This window comes from Streptomyces sp. NPDC002784 (assembly GCF_053592135.1).
Window position 1 is genome coordinate 238180 of sequence record NZ_JBSFVD010000002.1, and the last position, 17358, is coordinate 255537.

15 protein-coding genes, 1 tRNA gene and 1 pseudogene are annotated in these 17358 nt (G+C 72.9%); 7 read left to right on the top strand and 10 right to left on the bottom strand.

Annotated elements, in window-relative coordinates; all coding sequences use genetic code 11:
- Positions 1-26: 26 nt before the first annotated feature.
- The 5 genes and pseudogenes from ACWD1Z_RS05740 to ACWD1Z_RS05760 form a co-directional block, all read right to left on the bottom strand.
- Positions 27-932: pseudogene (locus ACWD1Z_RS05740) on the bottom strand (lysylphosphatidylglycerol synthase transmembrane domain-containing protein); the annotation flags it as partial.
- On the bottom strand, positions 929-2035 hold the full coding sequence (locus ACWD1Z_RS05745; RefSeq protein ID WP_451115841.1) for a methyltransferase domain-containing protein: 1107 nt from the start codon (positions 2033-2035) through the stop codon (positions 929-931). The gene ACWD1Z_RS05745 and the pseudogene ACWD1Z_RS05740, both read right to left, overlap by 4 nt.
- Complete coding sequence (locus tag ACWD1Z_RS05750; protein WP_451115842.1) at positions 2032-3213, bottom strand: glycosyltransferase family 4 protein; 1182 nt, start codon at positions 3211-3213, stop codon at positions 2032-2034. The genes ACWD1Z_RS05745 and ACWD1Z_RS05750 overlap by 4 nt, the downstream gene beginning before the upstream one ends.
- Positions 3210-3608, bottom strand: coding sequence for a 6-pyruvoyl trahydropterin synthase family protein (locus tag ACWD1Z_RS05755; RefSeq protein WP_451115844.1), 399 nt, complete (start codon positions 3606-3608; stop codon positions 3210-3212). The genes ACWD1Z_RS05750 and ACWD1Z_RS05755 overlap by 4 nt, the downstream gene beginning before the upstream one ends.
- A 114-nt stretch (positions 3609-3722) precedes the next feature.
- A complete protein-coding gene (locus ACWD1Z_RS05760; RefSeq protein WP_451115845.1) occupies positions 3723-4703 on the bottom strand; it encodes an FAD-dependent oxidoreductase in 981 nt (326 codons plus the stop codon).
- 107 nt (positions 4704-4810) lie between these two features.
- On the opposite strand from ACWD1Z_RS05760, the gene ACWD1Z_RS05765 reads away from it, so the two are divergent.
- The 5 genes from ACWD1Z_RS05765 to ACWD1Z_RS05785 all read left to right on the top strand — a co-directional run bounded on the left by ACWD1Z_RS05765 (position 4811) and on the right by ACWD1Z_RS05785 (position 9250).
- Positions 4811-5563 (top strand): CDP-alcohol phosphatidyltransferase family protein, encoded by a 753-nt coding sequence (locus ACWD1Z_RS05765; protein WP_451115846.1) that lies wholly within the window; start codon positions 4811-4813, stop codon positions 5561-5563.
- A 134-nt stretch (positions 5564-5697) separates the two neighbouring features.
- Complete coding sequence (locus ACWD1Z_RS05770) at positions 5698-6204, top strand: SigE family RNA polymerase sigma factor (protein ID WP_451115848.1); 507 nt, start codon at positions 5698-5700, stop codon at positions 6202-6204.
- Positions 6205-6214: 10 nt separating this feature from the next.
- Positions 6215-6730 carry a hypothetical protein gene (locus ACWD1Z_RS05775; protein ID WP_451115850.1) on the top strand — a complete coding sequence of 172 codons (516 nt, stop codon included), beginning with the start codon at positions 6215-6217 and terminating at the stop codon, positions 6728-6730.
- Positions 6731-6833: 103 nt separating this feature from the next.
- Positions 6834-7997 (top strand): glycosyltransferase, encoded by a 1164-nt coding sequence (locus ACWD1Z_RS05780; protein WP_451116330.1) that lies wholly within the window; start codon positions 6834-6836, stop codon positions 7995-7997.
- The gene (locus ACWD1Z_RS05785; RefSeq protein ID WP_451115851.1) at positions 7994-9250 is read left to right on the top strand and encodes a hypothetical protein; all 1257 of its coding nucleotides are present in this window, start codon (positions 7994-7996) and stop codon (positions 9248-9250) included. The genes ACWD1Z_RS05780 and ACWD1Z_RS05785 overlap by 4 nt, the downstream gene beginning before the upstream one ends.
- 58 nt (positions 9251-9308) lie before the next feature.
- Here ACWD1Z_RS05785 and ACWD1Z_RS05790 read toward each other — a convergent pair.
- From ACWD1Z_RS05790 to sucC, 5 genes are all read right to left on the bottom strand, one after another.
- Positions 9309-9393 (bottom strand) — tRNA-Leu (locus tag ACWD1Z_RS05790).
- Between the two features lie 149 nt (positions 9394-9542).
- Positions 9543-10025 carry a MarR family winged helix-turn-helix transcriptional regulator gene (locus ACWD1Z_RS05795; protein ID WP_451115853.1) on the bottom strand — a complete coding sequence of 161 codons (483 nt, stop codon included), beginning with the start codon at positions 10023-10025 and terminating at the stop codon, positions 9543-9545.
- 557 nt (positions 10026-10582) lie between these two features.
- Positions 10583-12124: an aldehyde dehydrogenase family protein gene (locus tag ACWD1Z_RS05800; protein ID WP_451115855.1), complete on the bottom strand. Its 1542-nt coding sequence runs from the start codon at positions 12122-12124 to the stop codon at positions 10583-10585.
- Between the two features lie 124 nt (positions 12125-12248).
- Positions 12249-13133, bottom strand: coding sequence for a succinate--CoA ligase subunit alpha (gene sucD, locus ACWD1Z_RS05805; protein WP_451115856.1), 885 nt, complete (start codon positions 13131-13133; stop codon positions 12249-12251).
- Positions 13134-13147: 14 nt separating this feature from the next.
- A complete protein-coding gene (gene sucC / locus ACWD1Z_RS05810) occupies positions 13148-14278 on the bottom strand; it encodes an ADP-forming succinate--CoA ligase subunit beta (protein ID WP_451115858.1) in 1131 nt (376 codons plus the stop codon).
- 144 nt (positions 14279-14422) lie between these two features.
- Here sucC and ACWD1Z_RS05815 point away from each other — a divergent pair, with 144 nt between their 5' ends.
- Together ACWD1Z_RS05815 and frc are read left to right on the top strand one after the other, a co-directional pair.
- Positions 14423-16105 carry a thiamine pyrophosphate-binding protein gene (locus tag ACWD1Z_RS05815; RefSeq protein ID WP_451115859.1) on the top strand — a complete coding sequence of 561 codons (1683 nt, stop codon included), beginning with the start codon at positions 14423-14425 and terminating at the stop codon, positions 16103-16105.
- 10 nt (positions 16106-16115) lie between these two features.
- Complete coding sequence (gene frc / locus ACWD1Z_RS05820) at positions 16116-17357, top strand: formyl-CoA transferase (protein WP_451115861.1); 1242 nt, start codon at positions 16116-16118, stop codon at positions 17355-17357.
- Position 17358 lies beyond the last annotated feature (1 nt).

The following is a 17358-nucleotide window of genomic DNA, read 5'->3' on the forward strand; positions in this document are numbered from 1 at the left end:
AGCCCGCTGCCCGCGCCGAGCCCGGCGGCGCCGAACGCCCAGGCGGTGACGCCCTCCCGGGGTCCCCAGCCGCCGACGTTCAGCGGCAGGCTCATCGCCAGCAGGGCGAGGACGCCCAGCGGCAGGAGGACGGCGACGGAGGCGGTGGCGCCGGCGACGCGGGCCGCGAGGACGAACGTGGCGAGGTGTCCGGCCAGGACGACGGCCGACGACACCGCGATCCCGGGCCAGTTGCGGGGCGACAGCAGTCCTTCGAGGCCCTCGCGCAGGACGCGTCGGCGCCGGGAGGGCGGCCGGCTCAGCCGCAGGGCGAGCAGCACCGCCAGCGCGCCGAGGGCGGCGAGCGCGAGCAGTGGCGCGAGCTGGCGGGCCCGGTCGCGCACGGGGGACGGCAGGGTCAGCAGGACGACGGCTCCGGTCAGGAGCAACGCGAGCTGTCCGGCGGCCCGTTCGAGCACGACCGAGCGGACGCCCCGGCCGAGGTCCCCGGTGCTGCGCCCGTGCCGGACCGCGCGGTGCACATCGCCCAGGACGCCGCCGGGGAGGGCGGCGTTCAGGAACAGCGCGCGGTAGTAGTCGGCGACGGCCGCGCCGAGCGGCAGCCGGATCCGCAGTCCGCGGGCCACCAACTGCCAGCGCCAGGCGCTGAACACGGTGGTCACCGCTCCGACGCCGACGGCGGCGAGCACGGCCGGCGCGTCGATGCGGCGCAGCCCGTCCAGGAAGGCCCCGGTGCCCAGGCGCCACAGGAGGACGGCGAGGATGGCGAGGCCCGCGGCCGTGCCGAGGTGGGCTCGCAGGTTGCCCCTTTCCGGCCGGGAGCGGGGGGCCTCGGCGGGCGGGGCGAGGGCGGCCACCGGGACCGACAGGGACGTGGGCCTCGGCGCCGCGCGCACCTGTACGGCGAGCGCCCCCACCGCCTCCGCGCTCATGACGTCGCCCCGTCCGCCGTGCGGGGCAGTGCCAGCAGGTCGCTGTGGTGGACCACGACCCGCAACTCGCCCGCCGCGCAGGCCGCCAGGCGCTCGCGGAGATAGCGTTCGGCCGGTCCGCGCAGGTCCGGCCGCTGTTCCACGGCCGCGCCGACCCAGCCGCGCAGCCACTGCGCGGTGAGCGCGGACTCGCCGGGACCGAGCCGCCAGGGGCTCGCATGGACGCGGACCGTGGCGCCGCGTGCGGAGAACGCCTCGCGGGCCACCGTGATCGCGTCCGGGCCGAGCAGGTCCGTGCGCTTCTGGTGGGCGTTGAACGCCTCGGCGATCTCGCCGTCGAGCGGGTCGGCGGGGCTGAGTTCCACGCGTCCCGCGACCGACAGGGTCAGCAGCGCCGGGCAGCCGGCCCCGGTGCAGGCGGCGACGAGGGTCTCGACCTCCTCCCGGGTGAGGACGTCGAGCAGCGCGGACGCCGTGACCAGCGAGGCACCGGCGAGGCTGTCCGGGGTGAGCCGGGCGACATCGCCGCGGCGGGTCTCGACGGTGACCCGGCTGCCGTCGGCGGCGGCGCGCGGGGAGGCGGCGGCGGCGAAGTGCAGCAGGTAGGGGTCGCGGTCGTGCAGGATCCAGTGCTGGGCGCCGGCGAGGCGGGGCGCCAGCCAGCGGCCCATCGAGCCGGTGCCGCAGCCCAGGTCGTGGATGACCAGTCCGTCGGCCCCGTCCGGCGGTTCGGCGAGCCGGATCCGCAGCGGATCGAGCACCTCGGCCGCCCGCGCGGCCCCGTCGGGCCCTTCGCGCAGTTCCAGCCACTCGGGGGCATAGCGCGAGGGTTCCTCCGGGCCGGAGTCCCGCAGCCTGAGCGTGGGACGTTCGCCGGGGCCCGCGCCGGGAATCACCAGGTCCTCGCTCGCCGCGTCCCGCGTCCCGGGCGGCACCGCGAGCCGCTCCGTCTCGTCCGGTGACGGCGGCGGCTCCGCCGGCCCCACGGGGTCCGCGGTGCCGCAGCCGTCCGCGGAGGTCACGTGCAGGTCGGCCGGGTCGTCCCGGTCCGCGGCCGTGCCGGTGCCGAGCCCCAGCCGTTGTGTCGGTGCCGGTTCCCTCATGCCGCCCTCCTGGGTTCGTTCGGCAGCCGGCCCAGTACCGCGGCCAGGCTGCGGGCCGTGGTCGCCCAGCCGTCGAGGGCGGCCCGGCGGCCCCGGGCGGCCGCCTTCAGGCGTCGTCGTACGTCCGCCTCGCCGAACCAGCCGCGCAGTTCGGCGGCGAGGGCGGCGGGGTCCTCGGGCGGGACGAGGATGCCGGGCACCCCGCCGTCGGGGGCGCGGCCGACCGCCTCGGGCAGCCCGCCGACGTCCGTCGCCAGTACCGGGATGCCGCGCGCCAGTGCCTCGGTCACCGCCATGCCGTACGTCTCGGCATAGGAGGTGAGGACCATCAGGTCGGCGGCGGCGTAGCTGGCGTCGAGTTCGGCACCGGCCTGCGGTCCCGCCAGCACCAGCCGGTCCTGGAGGCCGTGCTTGCGGATCAGGGCCCGCAGTCCCGCCACGTACTCGGGGGCCTGGCCGAGGCCGCCGACGCAGACGCAGCTCCACGGCAGGTCGGTCACCGCCGCCAGCGCCTCGACCAGCCGGTGCTGTCCCTTGCGGGGCGTCACGGCGGCCACGCACAGCAGGCGGGAGACGCCGTCGGTGCCGGAGGCCAGGGGGGCGATGTCGGCGCCGGGGGTGGCGACATGGACCCGGTCGGGGGCGAGTCCGTGGTGGGAGACCAGGCGCCGGACCGCCCAGTCGGAGGTGGCGATCACGGCCGGGACCGCCCGCAGCACCGTGCGCTCGCGGGCGTCCAGCCCGGCGGCCACCTCGGCCGGCAGACCCGTCTCGTCGCCCAGCGGAAGGTGCACCAGCACCGCGATCCGCAGCCGCTCCGCCTCCGGTACGACGACCTCGGGCACCCCGCACGCGACGAGCCCGTCGAGCAGCACCACCGTGCCGTCCGGCAACTCCCGCAGCGTCCGCGCCAGTTCCGCCCGCGCCGCCGCGCCGGGCCGGGGCCACTCGCCAGGCACGGCGTGCTGGTGGACCTGCCAGCCGAAGCCGGGCAGATCCAGACTCACCCGGCGGTCGTAGGCGTTGCCGCCGCTCGGCGCGGCCGGGTCGTCGACGCCGCCCGGCAGGACGAAGTGCACGGAGCGCAGGGACATGGGGACGATCTCGGCGTTCTTCAGGGCGGGATGCTGCACGGGCACGTAGGCGAGCCGGGCCCGGTCCACCGTCAGGTCGGTCACAGGGCACGCTCGTAACTCGCCCACGCGACATGCGACTCGTGCAGTGTGACGGTGATGCCGGCCAGGCCCTTGGCGCCCTCGCCGAGGGCTCCCTTGTGCACCCGCTCGGCGAGCCGGTCGGCGATGACCTTGGCCAGGAACTCCGTGGAGGTGTTGATCCCGGCGAAGTCGGGTTCGTTGTCGAGGTTGCGGTAGTTCAACTCGGCGACGACGGCGCCCAGTTCCTGGGTGGCGAGCCCGATGTCGACGACGATGTTGTCCTCGTCCAGCTGTGCGCGCCGGAAGGTGGCGTCCACCAGGAATGTCGCTCCGTGGAGGCGCTGCGCGGGTCCGAAGACCTCGCCGCGGAAGCTGTGGGCGATCATGATGTGATCGCGGACGGTGATGCTGAACAACGGACGACCCTCCAAGTGCGGCGCGTCTGACCCCCGGCTGATCGTTGCCGGGGATGTGGAGTAGTACGGCTCTTCGCTTCCCGTTGTTCAGCCGACTCTCACTCTTTTCTCAGGTCAGGCGCTCGTCCCGTACCGCACGCGGTGACACAGCGCCGGAATCTCCCCGGACGCGAGCCTCGGCAGCACCTCAGGCAACTCCTCGAACGCGCTCTCCCCCGTGACGAGGGCGTCGAGCGCCGGGTCGGCGAGGAGTTCGAGGGCGAGGGCGAGCCGGTCGGCGTAGGTACGGCCGGGGCGGGTCGGGGAGACGGTGCCGACCTGGCTGCTGCGGATCACGAGCCGGCGGGAGTGGAAGGCCTCGCCGAGCGGGAGGGTGACGGGCCGGTCGCCGTACCAGCTCAGTTCGATGACCGTACCTTCGGCGGACAGCAGTTCGAGCGAGCGGGCGAGGCCCTGCTCGGTGGCGCTGGCGTGCACGACGAGGTCGCACTCCCCGCGCGCGTCCGGCGGCAGCGCGAACTCCACGCCGAGCGCCTCGGCGGTCTTCGCCCGCGCCGGATCGGCGTCCACCAACTGCACCCGCACGCCCGGGAAGCGGGCCAGCAGCGCGGCCACCGAGCAGCCGACCATGCCGCCGCCGACCACCGCGATCCGGTCGCCGATCAGGGGCGCCGCGTCCCAGAGCGCGTTGACGGCGGTCTCCACGGTGCCGGCGAGGACGGCCCGTTCGGCGGGCACGCCGGCGGGCACCCGCGTGACGGCGCCGACCGTGACCACGTACCGCGTCTGGTGCGGGTAGAGGCAGAAGACGGTGCTGCCGACGAGGTCCGCGGGACCCTGCTCGACCTCTCCGACGCTGAGGTAGCCGTACTTCACCGGCGCCGGGAAGTCGCCCTCCTGGAACGGTGCCCGCATCGCCGCGTGCTGGCTCTCGGGGACGCCGCCGCGGAAGACCAGGGTCTCGGTGCCGCGGCTCACCCCGGAGTACAGGGCGCGGACCAGCACCTCCCCCTCGGCCGGGACCGGAAGGGTGACCTCCCGGATCTCGCCTTCACCCGGACTGCTGAGCCAGAACGCGCGCGCGGGTGGCGTCATCCGCATCCTCCTGAACGATCGGGAAGTGGTTCACGTACCGAGGTGTGCACAGGCCGCGCACAGTACGCGGCGTCGATCGACTCTGTCACACGGCCGGAGGATGTTCGGTGGCCCTGAACAACACGTATGACGCGAGGCTGGTCCAGCAGGAGACGGCGCTCGGAGCGGGCGTGCAGATCCTGGTGCTGGCGCTGCTCGGCACGGCGATCGGCTTGGGGCCGGCGGGCTGGCTGACCGGACTCGCGTTCGCCGTCGCCACCTGGGCGGTGCTCTCCCGGGCCCTGCACCGCTCCCGGCTGCGCTCCTTCGGCCCCGCCAACCGCGTCACCCTCGGCCGTTCCATCCTGGTCGGCGGGGTCACCGCCCTGGTCGCGGACTCCTTCCAGAGCCCGCCGCCGCTCACCCTGCTGGTCGGTCTGACGGCCGTGGCCCTGATCCTCGACGGCGTCGACGGCAAGGTCGCCCGCCGCACCGGCACCTCCACCGCGCTGGGCGCCCGCTTCGACATGGAGGTCGACGCGTTCCTGATCCTGGTGCTCAGCGTCCACGTGTCGACGGCACATGGCCCCTGGGTCCTGCTGATCGGCGGCATGCGCTACGGCTTCGTGGCCGCCGCCCGCCTGTGTCCGTGGCTGAACGCCTCGCTGCCGCCGAGCACCGCCCGCAAGACGGTGGCCGCGCTCCAGGGCGTGTTCCTGCTGCTGGCGGCCTCGGGCCTGCTGCCGCACCTCGTCGAACTCGGCGTCGTCGCCACCGCTCTCGCGGCGCTGGTGTGGTCGTTCGGACGGGACGTCCTGTGGCTGCGCCGGACCTCGCGGGTTCAGCCGAGGGCCAAGGCCCAGGAGCTGGTCGCGGCCTGACGGCCGAGAAGTTCCCGGCCCCCTCGGCGTTCCGTGCCGGATGTGGCCCAGATCACCTGATCCAAGTGCAGCGCCCCAGGGGTGCCAGGGCCTTCTCACAGGTGTAGGTGACTGGCGACAGCAGGGACGTGCGGATGCAACGGGCTCGAGAGGGTGAGTTCGACGACTTTGTGGCGGCCCGGTGGTCGGGGCTGCTCCATCTCGCGCGCCTGCTGACCGGAGGGGACCGGCACCGCGCCGAGGATCTGCTGCAGGAGTCCCTGGTCAAGCTCTGGTTCGTCTGGGCGAAGGTCGGCGAGGAGGCCCCCGAGGCCTACGTCCGCAAGGTCATGGCACGCGCCGCCGCGCGGTCGGCCCGGCGGCGGTGGTGGGGGGAGCGGCCCGTCGAGCAGGTGCCCGAGTCCGCACTGCCGGGCGATGTGTCCGCCGCCGTCGCCGAGCGGTCCCGGCTCGAAGCCGCGCTCGCGCAGTTGACCCCCGATCAGCGGGCCGCCGTGGTGCTGCGCTACTACCAGGACCTGCCCGACCGGCAGGTCGCCGACGTGCTGGGCTGCCCGGTGGGCACCGCCCGCTCGCACGCCTCCCGCGGAGTCGCCCGGCTGCGGCGGCTCCTGTCCGACGTCATCGAACCGGTCGGGTGAAGGAGGAGCCATGGACCACTTCGAAGAGCAACTCGCCCATCTGATGCGCTCCTCCGCGGAGTACACCCCCCTGGAGGCCCGGCAGCGGGAACGGCTCCATGAGGCGGTTAGGACCCGGCGCCGGCTGCGGGCGGCCCGTAACGCCGCCGGATCGGTGCTCGCCGTGGCCGCGGTCGCGCTCGCCCTGGTGCTGCGGCCCGGCGGAGCACAGCACGTCGAGCCCAGCTCGCCGCGCCCGGCGCCCACGATCAGCCCGACCACCTCGCCTCCGGACCCCTCCCCCTCCTCGACGTCCGCGCCGCCGAGCACGTCACCGATGTCCACGCCGCCGGACACCGCCACGTCGACGCCGACGACGCGGCCACCGTCGACCACCACCACGGACGCCACCACGGACGCCACCACCTCGACACCCACGTCAGAGCCGCCGACGTCCACGCCCGACATCTCCGCGCTCACCTCGCCCCCGGCCTCCACCACCGAACCGGCCTCGGCCCCGCCGCCGGAGACCTCCGCCACCCCCTGACCGCGCCCCGCGCCTCCCGGACACCCCGCCCCGGCTGCCCTCGGCACGCCCTGTGGCACAGCACAGACAAGGACAGACCGTGACGAAACAGCGGGAGCAGCTCATGACCCGGGGCCCCATGGACGTCGACCCCCGCGCCCCCGTTCTCGACCTCGTCGTCCCCGTCTTCAACGAGGAGGCGGGTCTGGAGCAGAGCGTGCGGCGGCTCCACGCCCATCTGCGCGCGGGCTTCCCGTACCCGTTCCGGATCACCGTCGCCGACAACGCCAGCACCGACGCCACCCCTCGTATCGCCGCCCGCCTCGCCCGCGAACTGCCGGAGGCGCAGTGGCTGCGGCTGGAGGAGAAGGGGCGGGGGCGGGCGTTGCGGGCGGCCTGGTCACGGTCGCCGGCGACGGTCCTGGCATACGTCGATGTCGATCTGTCGACCGGACTGGCCGCGCTGCTGCCCCTGGTCGCGCCGCTCATCTCGGGGCACTCGGACCTCGCCATCGGGACCAGGCTGGCGCCCGGATCGCGCGTGGTCCGGGGCCCCAAACGGGAGTTCATCTCCCGCGGCTACAACACCCTGCTCCGCTCCACCCTCGCGGTCGGGTTCTCCGACGCGCAGTGCGGGTTCAAGGCGGTACGGCGCGATGTCGCCGAGCGGCTGGTGCCGTTGGTGCGGGACGAGGAGTGGTTCTTCGACACCGAGCTGCTGGTGATCGCCGAACGGGCCGGACTGCGCATCCATGAGGTGCCGGTCGACTGGGTGGACGACCCGGACAGCCGCGTCGACCTCCTCCCCACCGCCCTCGCCGACCTGCGCGGGATCGTCCGGATCGGCACGGCCCTCGCCCGCGGCGGACTGCCCTCCGCCGCCTCGCCCCCCAGGCCGCTCCCCCAACTCCTGCGCTTCGCCCTGGTCGGCGCCCTCAGCACCCTCGCCCATCTGCTGCTCTACGCGGCCCTGCGCCCGGCGACCGGGGCGCAGGCCGCCAACGCGCTGGCGCTCCTGGTGTGCGCCGTGGCGAACACGGCCGCGAACCGGCGATTCACCTTCGGCGTTCGCGGCCCGGGCGGGGCGCTCCGGCACCAGGCGCGCGGGCTGCTGGTCTTCGTCCTGGGCCTGACGCTCACCTCCGGAGCGCTCGCCGCCCTGCACCTGGCGGCACCCGGCGCCGCGCCGCGCACCGAACTCGCCGTGCTCGTCGCCGCCAACCTCACCGCGACCCTGCTGCGGTTCCTGCTCCTGCGCGCCTGGGTGTTCGGCCGGGGGACCCGATGAACGCCACCACCGACACCCGGCCGACCTGGAACGCCCGCCTCACCGAACCGGTCCCGCCACCGCACCCGCTGCGCGAGGCCACCGCCCGCTACGGCCCCGTCCTCGCCCTCTACGGCACTCTGAAGCTGATCGGCTTCACCGTCTTCCTGGCCCTGCTGCACTCCGCGGGCGACTTCCGCGAGAAGAACCCCCGCTTCGGCGGCGGCGCACACCCCTGGGACGTGCTCGCCACCTGGGACGGCTGGTGGTACCGGCAGATCGCCGAACACGGCTACGACCCCGCCCTCGTCCCGGTCCCCGGCGCCACCGGAATGATCACCCTGGAAGGCAACTCGGCCGCCTTCTTCCCCCTCTACCCCGCCTTGATGCGCCTGGTCTCCGAGGCGACCGGCCTGGGGTCCTACGGCGCTGGCCTGCTCGTCTCCGTCCTCGCGTCCTTCGCGGCGGCCCTCGGCATCCACACGGTCGCCGCACACCTCGGCGGACGCCGGGCGGGCCTGGCGGCGGCCGGGCTGTGGGCGGTATGGCCCGGCTCCGGGGTGGAGTGGGCGGTCTACTCCGACTCCCTCTACGTCGCCCTCGCCGCCTGGTCCTGCCACGCCATGCTGAGCCGCGCCTGGCTCACCGCGGGCCTTCTCACCTTCCTCGCGGGCCTCAACCGCCCCACCGCCGGCGCCCTGATCGCGGCCCTCGGCGTCGCCGTCGCGCTCGCCCTGCACCGCCATCGACAGGACGAGGGCGTCGTACGCCCCCTGCTCGCGCTGGCGCTGGCACCGCTCGGGCTGTTCGGCTACCTGGCCTGGGTCGGACACCGCATGGGCGACTACGGCGGCTACTTCAAGCTCCAGGACGGCGCCTGGGCGCACACCTTCGACTACGGCGCACAGACCCTGGACGTCCTCACGTCCCTCCCGGTGGGCCACTTCGACTATCTCTTCGCCTACCCCTTCGCGGACGTCGTCGGGGTGGGCACCGTCCTGCTCGCCGTCACGATGCTCGGGCTGCTGCTGCGCCATCGTCCGCCGGCGCCGCTCGTGGTGTACACGGTCCTCACGCTGGCCCTGATCCTCGGCAGCCAGCAGATCTTCGCCAACGTCTCCCGCTACCTGCTGCCGGCGTTCCCCCTCTACCTCCCGCTCGCCTTCGCCCTGCGCCGCCTCAGCCCTCTGATGATGTGCTGGCCCCTGGGCATCGCGGCGGTGGCGTCCGGGTCGTACGCGGGGTATGTGCTGTTCGAGCTCGGGGTGCCGTAGCCGGTACGAAAAAAGCTTGTGCGGGCCGAGAAGATCTCGACCCGCACAAGCTGGGATGTGTCCGAGGGGGGACTTGAACCCCCACGCCCGATAAAGGGCACTAGCACCTCAAGCTAGCGCGTCTGCCATTCCGCCACCCGGACCAGGTGTCTGCCGCCTTGCCGGGGGTGTTCCCCGCGGCGACAGGGACAACAATACCAAGCTTTCGGAGTGGCCTTCACGTGCATATCTGTCAGGCGAAGGGCCTCAGCCGGGCTTCCGGCGGAAGGTTTCACCAAGAGCCATCTCGCGCTCACCCTGGGCTGTCCGTGGTGCGGTCCTCCCAGGTCAGCAGGTGCAGCGCGCGGAGCAGCGTGGCGGCCGTCCGCTCGTCCAGCGGGGCCAGGAAGCTGCGCTCGGCCGAGCGGCGGGCCAGCTCGGCCTGCCGGTAGCACTCCTCGCCCGCGGCGGTGAGCTCGACGATGTTCTTGCGCCGGTCCTGGGTGCTGCGCCGCCGGGCGACCAGGCCGTGGTCCTCCAGGCCGTCGATCAACGCCACCATGGTGGTGCGGTCGACGCCCAGCCGGCCCGCCGCCTCCACCTGCGACAGCGGCCGGGCACCGGACAGCACCGCGAGCACCGCCAGCTCGTGCCGGTCCACCCCGTACGGGGCCAGCGCCTGAGCGGATGCCCGGGCCAGCTTGGTCTGCGCGAGCCGGAGGAGGTGACCGAGACGGGTGTCCTGGCGAGCGTCGGGCCGCGGCTCGGGGGACGCGGGAGGTTCGTCACGGACCATGCGCAGACTGTAGCGATCAGCTCCGCCCCGACCCGGTCATCCGCCGACCCGACCCGAGGGATCCGGCCACCCCACCACGCCGGGCGCCCGCCCGGCACCCACTCCCGGCAAGGCCCCAGCAGACCTCCGCGGCCCGCCGCCCCCTCACGCGCCGTCCATCACGGCCCGCCACACCCTCTCCCGCAGGCCGACCCGCACCCAGACCGAGGCAGGGCCTGCCGAGGCACGACCCCCCGACGCAACGGCCTGCCGACGCACACGCCTTGCCGCTCCCCACGCAGCCCCACCCTCACGGCCTGCGGTCCCACATAGGCCGCGCCCACCCCACAGCAGGTCAACGTCGCCGCAGGCCGACCCGCCCACCGCAGCCGGGCCCTGACCCAGGGCGACGCAACACGCCCCGCCGTCCCCGACCCAGCCCGACCCTCACGGTCCTGACAGCGCTCACGGACCGCCACCCCACGCAGGCCGCGCCCACCCCGCAGCAGGTCAACGTCACCTCAGCCCGCCGGTGCTCGCGGCCTGCCGTCCCGCCCGCAGGCCGCGCCCCTCGTCGTTCACGGCATGAGGTGGTACTCCGGGAAGTTCCCCGGCAGCCGCTCCCCCGCGGGCCCGTGTGTCACCGCGCGGACCAGTAGCTCGCCGCCGACGAAGGCGCCCCGCCAGGACGCCCCGAACCCGCCGAACAGTTCGTCACGGTCGCCGCGCGAGCGAGGTGTGCCGTGGCCGACCTTGAAGGCCCGGATCTGCGGGGCGAGGCGCTCGAACGCCGACCGGTCGTCCGTGGACAGCGTGGCGACCAGGGCGCCGTTGGAGGCGTTCATGGCGGCCAGCAGCTCGGCCTCGGTGTCGACCAGGACGATGGTGTCGACCGGCCCGAACGGCTCCGCGTGGTGCAGTGGCGAGGACGGCGGCGGGTTGAGCAGCGTGACGGGCTGGACGTACGCCGAGGTGTCCTGGCCGGGCAGGAAGCGGGCGTCGGTCAGACTGCCGCGGTGCAGGGGCACGGCGCCCCGGTCGACGGCCTCGGCGACCTGGTCGTGCAGTTCCTTGGCCTTGGCCGCGTTGATCACCGGCCCGAAGTCCAGCGCCGGGTACGGGTCGTCGGGGTGCTCGACGGCCAGCGGATGGCCCACCCTGAGCGTGCGCACCGCCGGGAGGTACGCCGCCAGGAACTCGTCGAACAGCGTGCGTTGGACGACGAAGCGCGGGTACGCCGTGCAGCGCTGCTTGCCGTAGTCGAAGAGCTTGGGTACGACCGCCGTCAGCGCGTCCCAGTCCGTGTAGTTCCAGATGCCCCAGGTGTTGAGTCCCTCCTGTTCGAGTACATGTCGTTTGCCGAGGTCGGCGACGGCCGTGGCCACCGCGGCGCCGGTGTCGCGGCCGCCGACGAAGGAGACGCAGCCGATCTCGGGCGCCCGCACCAGCGCCTGGGACAGCTCGCCCCCGCTGCCGCTGACGAGGGTGACGGGTATCCCCTCGCGGGCGGCGAGCGCCGAGGCCAGGGTGAGACAGGCGACGCCGCCGTCGGTCGGGGTCTTGGCGATGACCGCGTTGCCTGCCAGTGCCTGAACCAGTACTGCGTGAACGAGCACGCTCATCGGGTAGTTCCAGCTCGCGATGTTGGAAACCGGGCCGTCCAGCGGGGCCCGTCCGGTGAGCATCGGCTCGATGCCGTCGACGTACCAGCGGACCCCGTCGATGGCCCGGTCGACGTCGGCCTGTGCGAGCCGCCAGGGCTTGCCGATCTCCCAGACCAGCAGCAGGGCGAGGAGTTCGCGGTGCTGGGTGAGGGAGTCGAGGGTGGCGGCGACCCGGGCGCGGCGCTCGTCGAGGGGAAGGTGCCGCCAGGCGCGGTGCTGGTCGAGCGCGGCGCGTACGGCCCGGTGGGCGGTGGCCCGGTCCAGGCGGGGCGGGCCGGCGATGGGGCTCCCGTCGACGGGGCTGGTGGCGGGCAGGGTCCGGCCGTCGGCCTGCCAGGTGCCGGCCCAGAGGTTGAGGACGCGGTCGTCCCGGAAGGCCTCGGGGGCGACGGCGAGACAGCGCTGCCAGGCGTCGGACCAGGAGGTGCCGGATTTGAGGGTGAGGGTGGTTGCCATGGGGTTGCTCCGCTCTCGGTGCACAGTCGGGGGCGGGGGGCGAAGGTCTGGTGCGCCTGGACCACGGGGCTCGGTACGGCGCCCGAGTCGGACGACGGATGCTCGTCAGGACGTAGGAGCTGGACTACCGCTGCTCGTCGAGCCGTGCGAGCACGAGCCTCGCGGTCTCCGTCGGGGTGTCCCCCACCCGCACTCCGGCCGCCTCCAGGGCCCGCTTCTTCGCCGCCGCCGTACCGGAGGAGCCGGAGACGATGGCGCCGGCGTGGCCCATGGTCTTGCCCTCGGGGGCGGTGAATCCGGCGATGTAGCCGACGACGGGCTTGGTGACGTGGTCGCGGATGTACGCGGCCGCGCGTTCCTCGGCGTCGCCGCCGATCTCCCCGATGAGGACGATGATGTCGGTGTCGGGGTCCTCCTGGAAGGCCGCGAGGCAGTCGATGTGGGTCGTCCCGATCACCGGGTCGCCGCCGATGCCCACACAGGTCGAGAAGCCGATGTCGCGCAGCTCGTACATGAGTTGGTAAGTGAGCGTGCCCGACTTGGAGACCAGGCCGATGCGGCCCTGCTTGGTGATGTCGGCGGGGATGATGCCCGCGTTGGACTGGCCGGGGGTGATCAGCCCCGGGCAGTTGGGGCCGATGACCCGGGTTCCCCTGCGCTGTGCGTACGTGGTGAAGGCGACGGAGTCGTGCACCGGGATGCCCTCGGTGATGACGACCGCGAGGCCGATGCCGGCGTCGGCGGCCTCGGTGACGGCCGGCTTGACGAAGGCGGGCGGCACGAAGACGACGGTGACGTCCGCGCCGGTCTCCGCCATGCCCTCGGCGACGGAGCCGAAGACGGGGACGGCACGGTCGTCGAAGTCGACGGTGCGGCCCGCCTTGCGGGGGTTGACGCCGCCGACGACGTCGGTGCCGGCCGCGAGCATGCGCCGGGTGTGCTTCATGCCCTCGCCGCCGGTCATGCCCTGGACGAGGACCTTGCTCTCCTGGGTGAGGTAGATCGCCATGGTGTCCCGTCTCCTTAGGCCGAGGTGGCGAGTCGGGCGGCCCGGGCGGCGGCGCCGTCCATGGTGGTGGCCTGCTCGACCAGCGGATGGGCGTGCTCGTCGAGGATGGTTCGGCCGCGTGCCGCGTTGTTGCCGTCGAGGCGCACGACGAGCGGCTTGGTCAGCCGCACCTCGTCCAGGGCCTTGACGATGCCGTCGGCGACCGCGTCACAGGCGGTGATGCCGCCGAAGACGTTGACGAGCACCGATTTCACGGACGGGTCGGAAAGGATCACCGACAGCCCGTCGGCCATGATCCGGGCCGAGGCGCCGCCGCCGATGTCGAGGAAGTTGGCGGGGCGGGCGCCGCAGCCGGCGACCACGTCGAGCGTCGACATCACCAGACCGGCGCCGTTGCCGATGATGCCGACCTCGCCGTCCAGCTTGACGTAGTTGAGGCCCTTGGCGGCGGCGGCCGCCTCCAGCGGATCGGCGTGCGCCTCCGCCTCGGCGCCCCAACGCGCTTGCCGGAAACTGGCGTTGTCGTCGAGGGTCACCTTGCCGTCGAGGGCGAGGATCCGGCCCTGTCGCGTGCGGACGAGAGGGTTCACCTCGACGAGTACGGCGTCCTCGCGGACCAGCACCTCCCACAGCCGGACCAGGACGTCGACGGTCTGCGCCGGGAGTCCGGCCGCCGCGGCGATCTCGCCCGCCTTCGCCGAGGTGACGCCCTCGGCCGGGTCGATGTGGACGCGGGCCACCGCCTCCGGTCGGGTGGCGGCGACCTCCTCGATCTCCATTCCTCCTTCGGCGGAGGCGATGGCGAGGAAGCGGCCGGCCGCGCGGTCGAGGACGTAGGAGACGTAGAACTCGGTCTCGATGTCCACGGGTTGGGCCAGCATCACCGTGCCGACGCGGTGGCCCTTGATGTCCATGCCGAGGATCTGGCGGGCGGTCAGTTCCGCGGCGGCCGGGTCGGCGGCGAGCTTCACTCCGCCCGCCTTGCCGCGTCCGCCGGTCTTCACCTGGGCCTTGACGACGACACGGCCGCCGAGCCGGCGAGCGATCTCGCGCGCCTCCTTCGCGCAGTCCGTGACCTCGGCCCTCGGCACCAAGATGCCGTGTTCCTCGAAGAGTTGCCTTGCCTGGTGCTCGTACAGGTCCATACCGGCTCCTGACTCAAAAGTGCCGCACGCCCCCTGGACACCACCCACCGGATGCGGGATAACAAGCTTCATACAGTATTCGTAGACTGTATGCAATGTACCGCGAGAGCGTTCCAACCCCCTACGAAGGGACAGGACTTCGCCATGCCCGACGACACCCAGGACGTCATTTCCGGTGGTCATCTCGTAGCCAAGGCCCTCAAGGCCGAGGGCGTCGACCGCATCTACACCCTGTGCGGCGGCCACATCATCGACATCTACGACGGCTGCGTCGACGAGGGCATCGAGGTCGTCGACGTACGCCACGAGCAGGTCGCCGCACACGCCGCCGACGGGTACGCCCGCATCACCGGCAAGCCCGGCTGCGCCGTCGTCACCGCGGGGCCCGGTACGACCGACGCGGTCACCGGCGTCGCCAACGCCTTTCGCGCCGAATCCCCGATGCTGCTGATCGGCGGCCAGGGGGCGCTCACCCAGCACAAGATGGGGTCCCTCCAGGACCTGCCGCACGTCGACATGATGACCCCGATCACCAAGTTCGCGGCGGCCGTACCGGACACGGCACGCGCGGCGGACATGGTGTCCATGGCGTTCCGCGAGTGCTACCACGGCGCGCCCGGGCCCTCCTTCCTGGAGATCCCGCGGGACGTCCTCGACGCCAAGGTGCCGGCCGCCAAGGCCCGGGTGCCCCGGCCGGGCGCCTACCGCGCCTCGACCCGCTCCGCCGGCGACCCCGAGGCGATCGAGAAGCTCGCCGACCTCCTCGTGCACGCCGAGAAGCCCGCGATCCTGCTGGGCAGCCAGGTGTGGACCACCCGCGGCACCGAGTCCGCCATCGAACTGGTCCGCACCCTCAACATCCCCGCCTACATGAACGGCGCCGGTCGCGGCACCCTGCCGCCCGGCGACCCGCACCACTTCCAGCTCTCCCGCCGGTACGCCTTCTCGGGTGCCGACGTCATCGTCATCGTCGGTACGCCCTTCGACTTCCGCATGGGCTACGGCAAGCGGCTGTCGCCGGACGCGACCGTCGTGCAGATCGACCTCGACTACCGGACCGTCGGCAAGAACCGCGACATCGACCTGGGCATCGTCGGCGACGCCGGGCTGGTGCTCAAGGCGGTCACCGAGGCCGCGTCCGGGCGGCTGAACGGCGGTGCCTCCAAGCGCAAGGAGTGGCTGGACGAGCTGCGCTCGGCCGAACAGACCGCGCTCGACAAGCGGCTGCCGCACCTGCGCTCGGACGCCTCCCCCATCCACCCCTACCGGCTGGTGAGCGAGATCAACGACTTCCTCACCGAGGACTCCATCTACATCGGCGACGGCGGCGACATCGTCACCTTCTCCGGGCAGGTCGTGCAGCCCAAGTCGCCCGGCCACTGGATGGATCCGGGGCCGCTGGGCACCCTCGGCGTCGGCGTGCCCTTCGTCCTCGCGGCCAAGCAGGCCCGCCCGGACAAGGAGGTCGTCGCCCTCTTCGGCGACGGCGCCTTCTCCCTCACCGGCTGGGACTTCGAGACCCTCGTCCGCTACGACCTCCCCTTCGTCGGCATCGTCGGCAACAACTCCTCGATGAACCAGATCCGTTACGGCCAGAAGGCCAAGTACGGCGAGGCCCGCGAGCGCGTCGGCAACACCCTCGGCGACGTCCACTACGACAAGTTCGCGCAGATGCTGGGTGGTTACGGCGAGGAGGTCCGCGACCCCGCCGACATCGGCCCCGCGCTGCGGCGCGCCCGCGAGTCCGGGAAGCCCTCGCTGATCAACGTCTGGGTCGACCCGGACGCGTACGCCCCCGGAACCATGAACCAGACGATGTACAAGTGAGGTGGCTCCCATGACAGGAACGCCGACCAAGGCACTCGAAGGCATCCGCGTCCTGGACATGACGCACGTCCAGTCCGGGCCCTCCGCGACCCAGCTGCTCGCCTGGCTCGGCGCGGACGTCGTCAAGCTGGAGGCGCCGACCGGCGACATCACGCGCAAGCAGCTGCGCGACCTCCCCGGCGTCGACTCGCTCTACTTCACGATGCTCAACTGCAACAAGCGCAGCATCACCCTCAACACCAAGACCGAGCGCGGCAAGGAGCTCCTCACCGAGCTGATCCGGCGCTCCGACGTCATGGTCGAGAACTTCGGTCCGGGCGCGGTCGACCGGATGGGCTTCACCTGGGAGCGCATCCAGGAGATCAATCCACGGATCGTCTATGCCTCCATCAAGGGGTTCGGCGAGGGCCCGTACACCAACTTCAAGGCGTACGAGGTCGTCGCGCAGGCCATGGGCGGGTCGATGTCGACCACCGGCTTCGAGGACGGGCCGCCGCTGGCGACGGGGGCCCAGATCGGGGACTCGGGCACGGGCGTCCACGCGGTGGCCGGGATTCTCGCGGCGCTGTTCCAGCGCGAGACCACCGGGCGTGGTCAGCGGGTGAACGTGGCCATGCAGCACGCGGTGCTCAACCTCTGCCGGGTGAAGCTGCGCGACCAGCAGCGCCTGGCCCATGGCCCACTCGCTGAATATCCCAACGAGGACTTCGGCACGGAGGTTCCCCGCTCCGGAAACGCCTCCGGCGGCGGCCAGCCGGGCTGGGCGGTCAAGTGCGCGCCGGGCGGCCCGAACGACTACGTGTACGTCATCGTGCAGCCCGTCGGCTGGCGCCCGATCACCGAGCTCATCGGCCGGCCCGAGCTGGCCGAGGACCCGGAGTGGGCGACGCCCGAGGCCCGGCTGCCCCAGCTGAACAAGATGTTCCAGCTGATCGAGGAGTGGTCCTCGACCCTGCCCAAGTGGGAGGTGCTGGAACGGCTCAACGCGCACAACATCCCGTGCGGTCCGATCCTGTCCACCAAGGAGATCATCGAGGACGCCTCCCTGGTCGACAACGAGATGGTCGTCACCGTGCCGCACCCCGAGCGCGGCGAGTTCGTGACCGTCGGCAGTCCGCTGAAGCTGTCCGACTCCCCCGTGGAGGTGACCGGTTCACCCCTGCTCGGCCAGCACAACGAAGAGGTCTTCATCGGCGAGCTCGGTCTCGGCGACGAGGAGCTGCGCCTGCTCAAGTCGAACGGAGTGATCTGAC

What these genes read in the sequence shown, in the direction of transcription:
- ACWD1Z_RS05745 (WP_451115841.1), bottom strand. Translation starts at nt 2,035, where the DNA reads ATGAGGGAACCGGCACCGACACAACGGCTGGGGCTCGGCACCGGCACG.
- ACWD1Z_RS05760 (WP_451115845.1), bottom strand. Translation starts at nt 4,703, where the DNA reads ATGACGCCACCCGCGCGCGCGTTCTGGCTCAGCAGTCCGGGTGAAGGC.
- ACWD1Z_RS05770 (WP_451115848.1), top strand. Translation starts at nt 5,698, where the DNA reads ATGCAACGGGCTCGAGAGGGTGAGTTCGACGACTTTGTGGCGGCCCGG.
- ACWD1Z_RS05775 (WP_451115850.1), top strand. Translation starts at nt 6,215, where the DNA reads ATGGACCACTTCGAAGAGCAACTCGCCCATCTGATGCGCTCCTCCGCG.
- ACWD1Z_RS05780 (WP_451116330.1), top strand. Translation starts at nt 6,834, where the DNA reads ATGACCCGGGGCCCCATGGACGTCGACCCCCGCGCCCCCGTTCTCGAC.
- ACWD1Z_RS05785 (WP_451115851.1), top strand. Translation starts at nt 7,994, where the DNA reads ATGAACGCCACCACCGACACCCGGCCGACCTGGAACGCCCGCCTCACC.
- ACWD1Z_RS05795 (WP_451115853.1), bottom strand. Translation starts at nt 10,025, where the DNA reads ATGGTCCGTGACGAACCTCCCGCGTCCCCCGAGCCGCGGCCCGACGCT.
- ACWD1Z_RS05800 (WP_451115855.1), bottom strand. Translation starts at nt 12,124, where the DNA reads ATGGCAACCACCCTCACCCTCAAATCCGGCACCTCCTGGTCCGACGCC.
- sucD (WP_451115856.1), bottom strand. Translation starts at nt 13,133, where the DNA reads ATGGCGATCTACCTCACCCAGGAGAGCAAGGTCCTCGTCCAGGGCATG.
- sucC (WP_451115858.1), bottom strand. Translation starts at nt 14,278, where the DNA reads ATGGACCTGTACGAGCACCAGGCAAGGCAACTCTTCGAGGAACACGGC.
- ACWD1Z_RS05815 (WP_451115859.1), top strand. Translation starts at nt 14,423, where the DNA reads ATGCCCGACGACACCCAGGACGTCATTTCCGGTGGTCATCTCGTAGCC.
- frc (WP_451115861.1), top strand. Translation starts at nt 16,116, where the DNA reads ATGACAGGAACGCCGACCAAGGCACTCGAAGGCATCCGCGTCCTGGAC.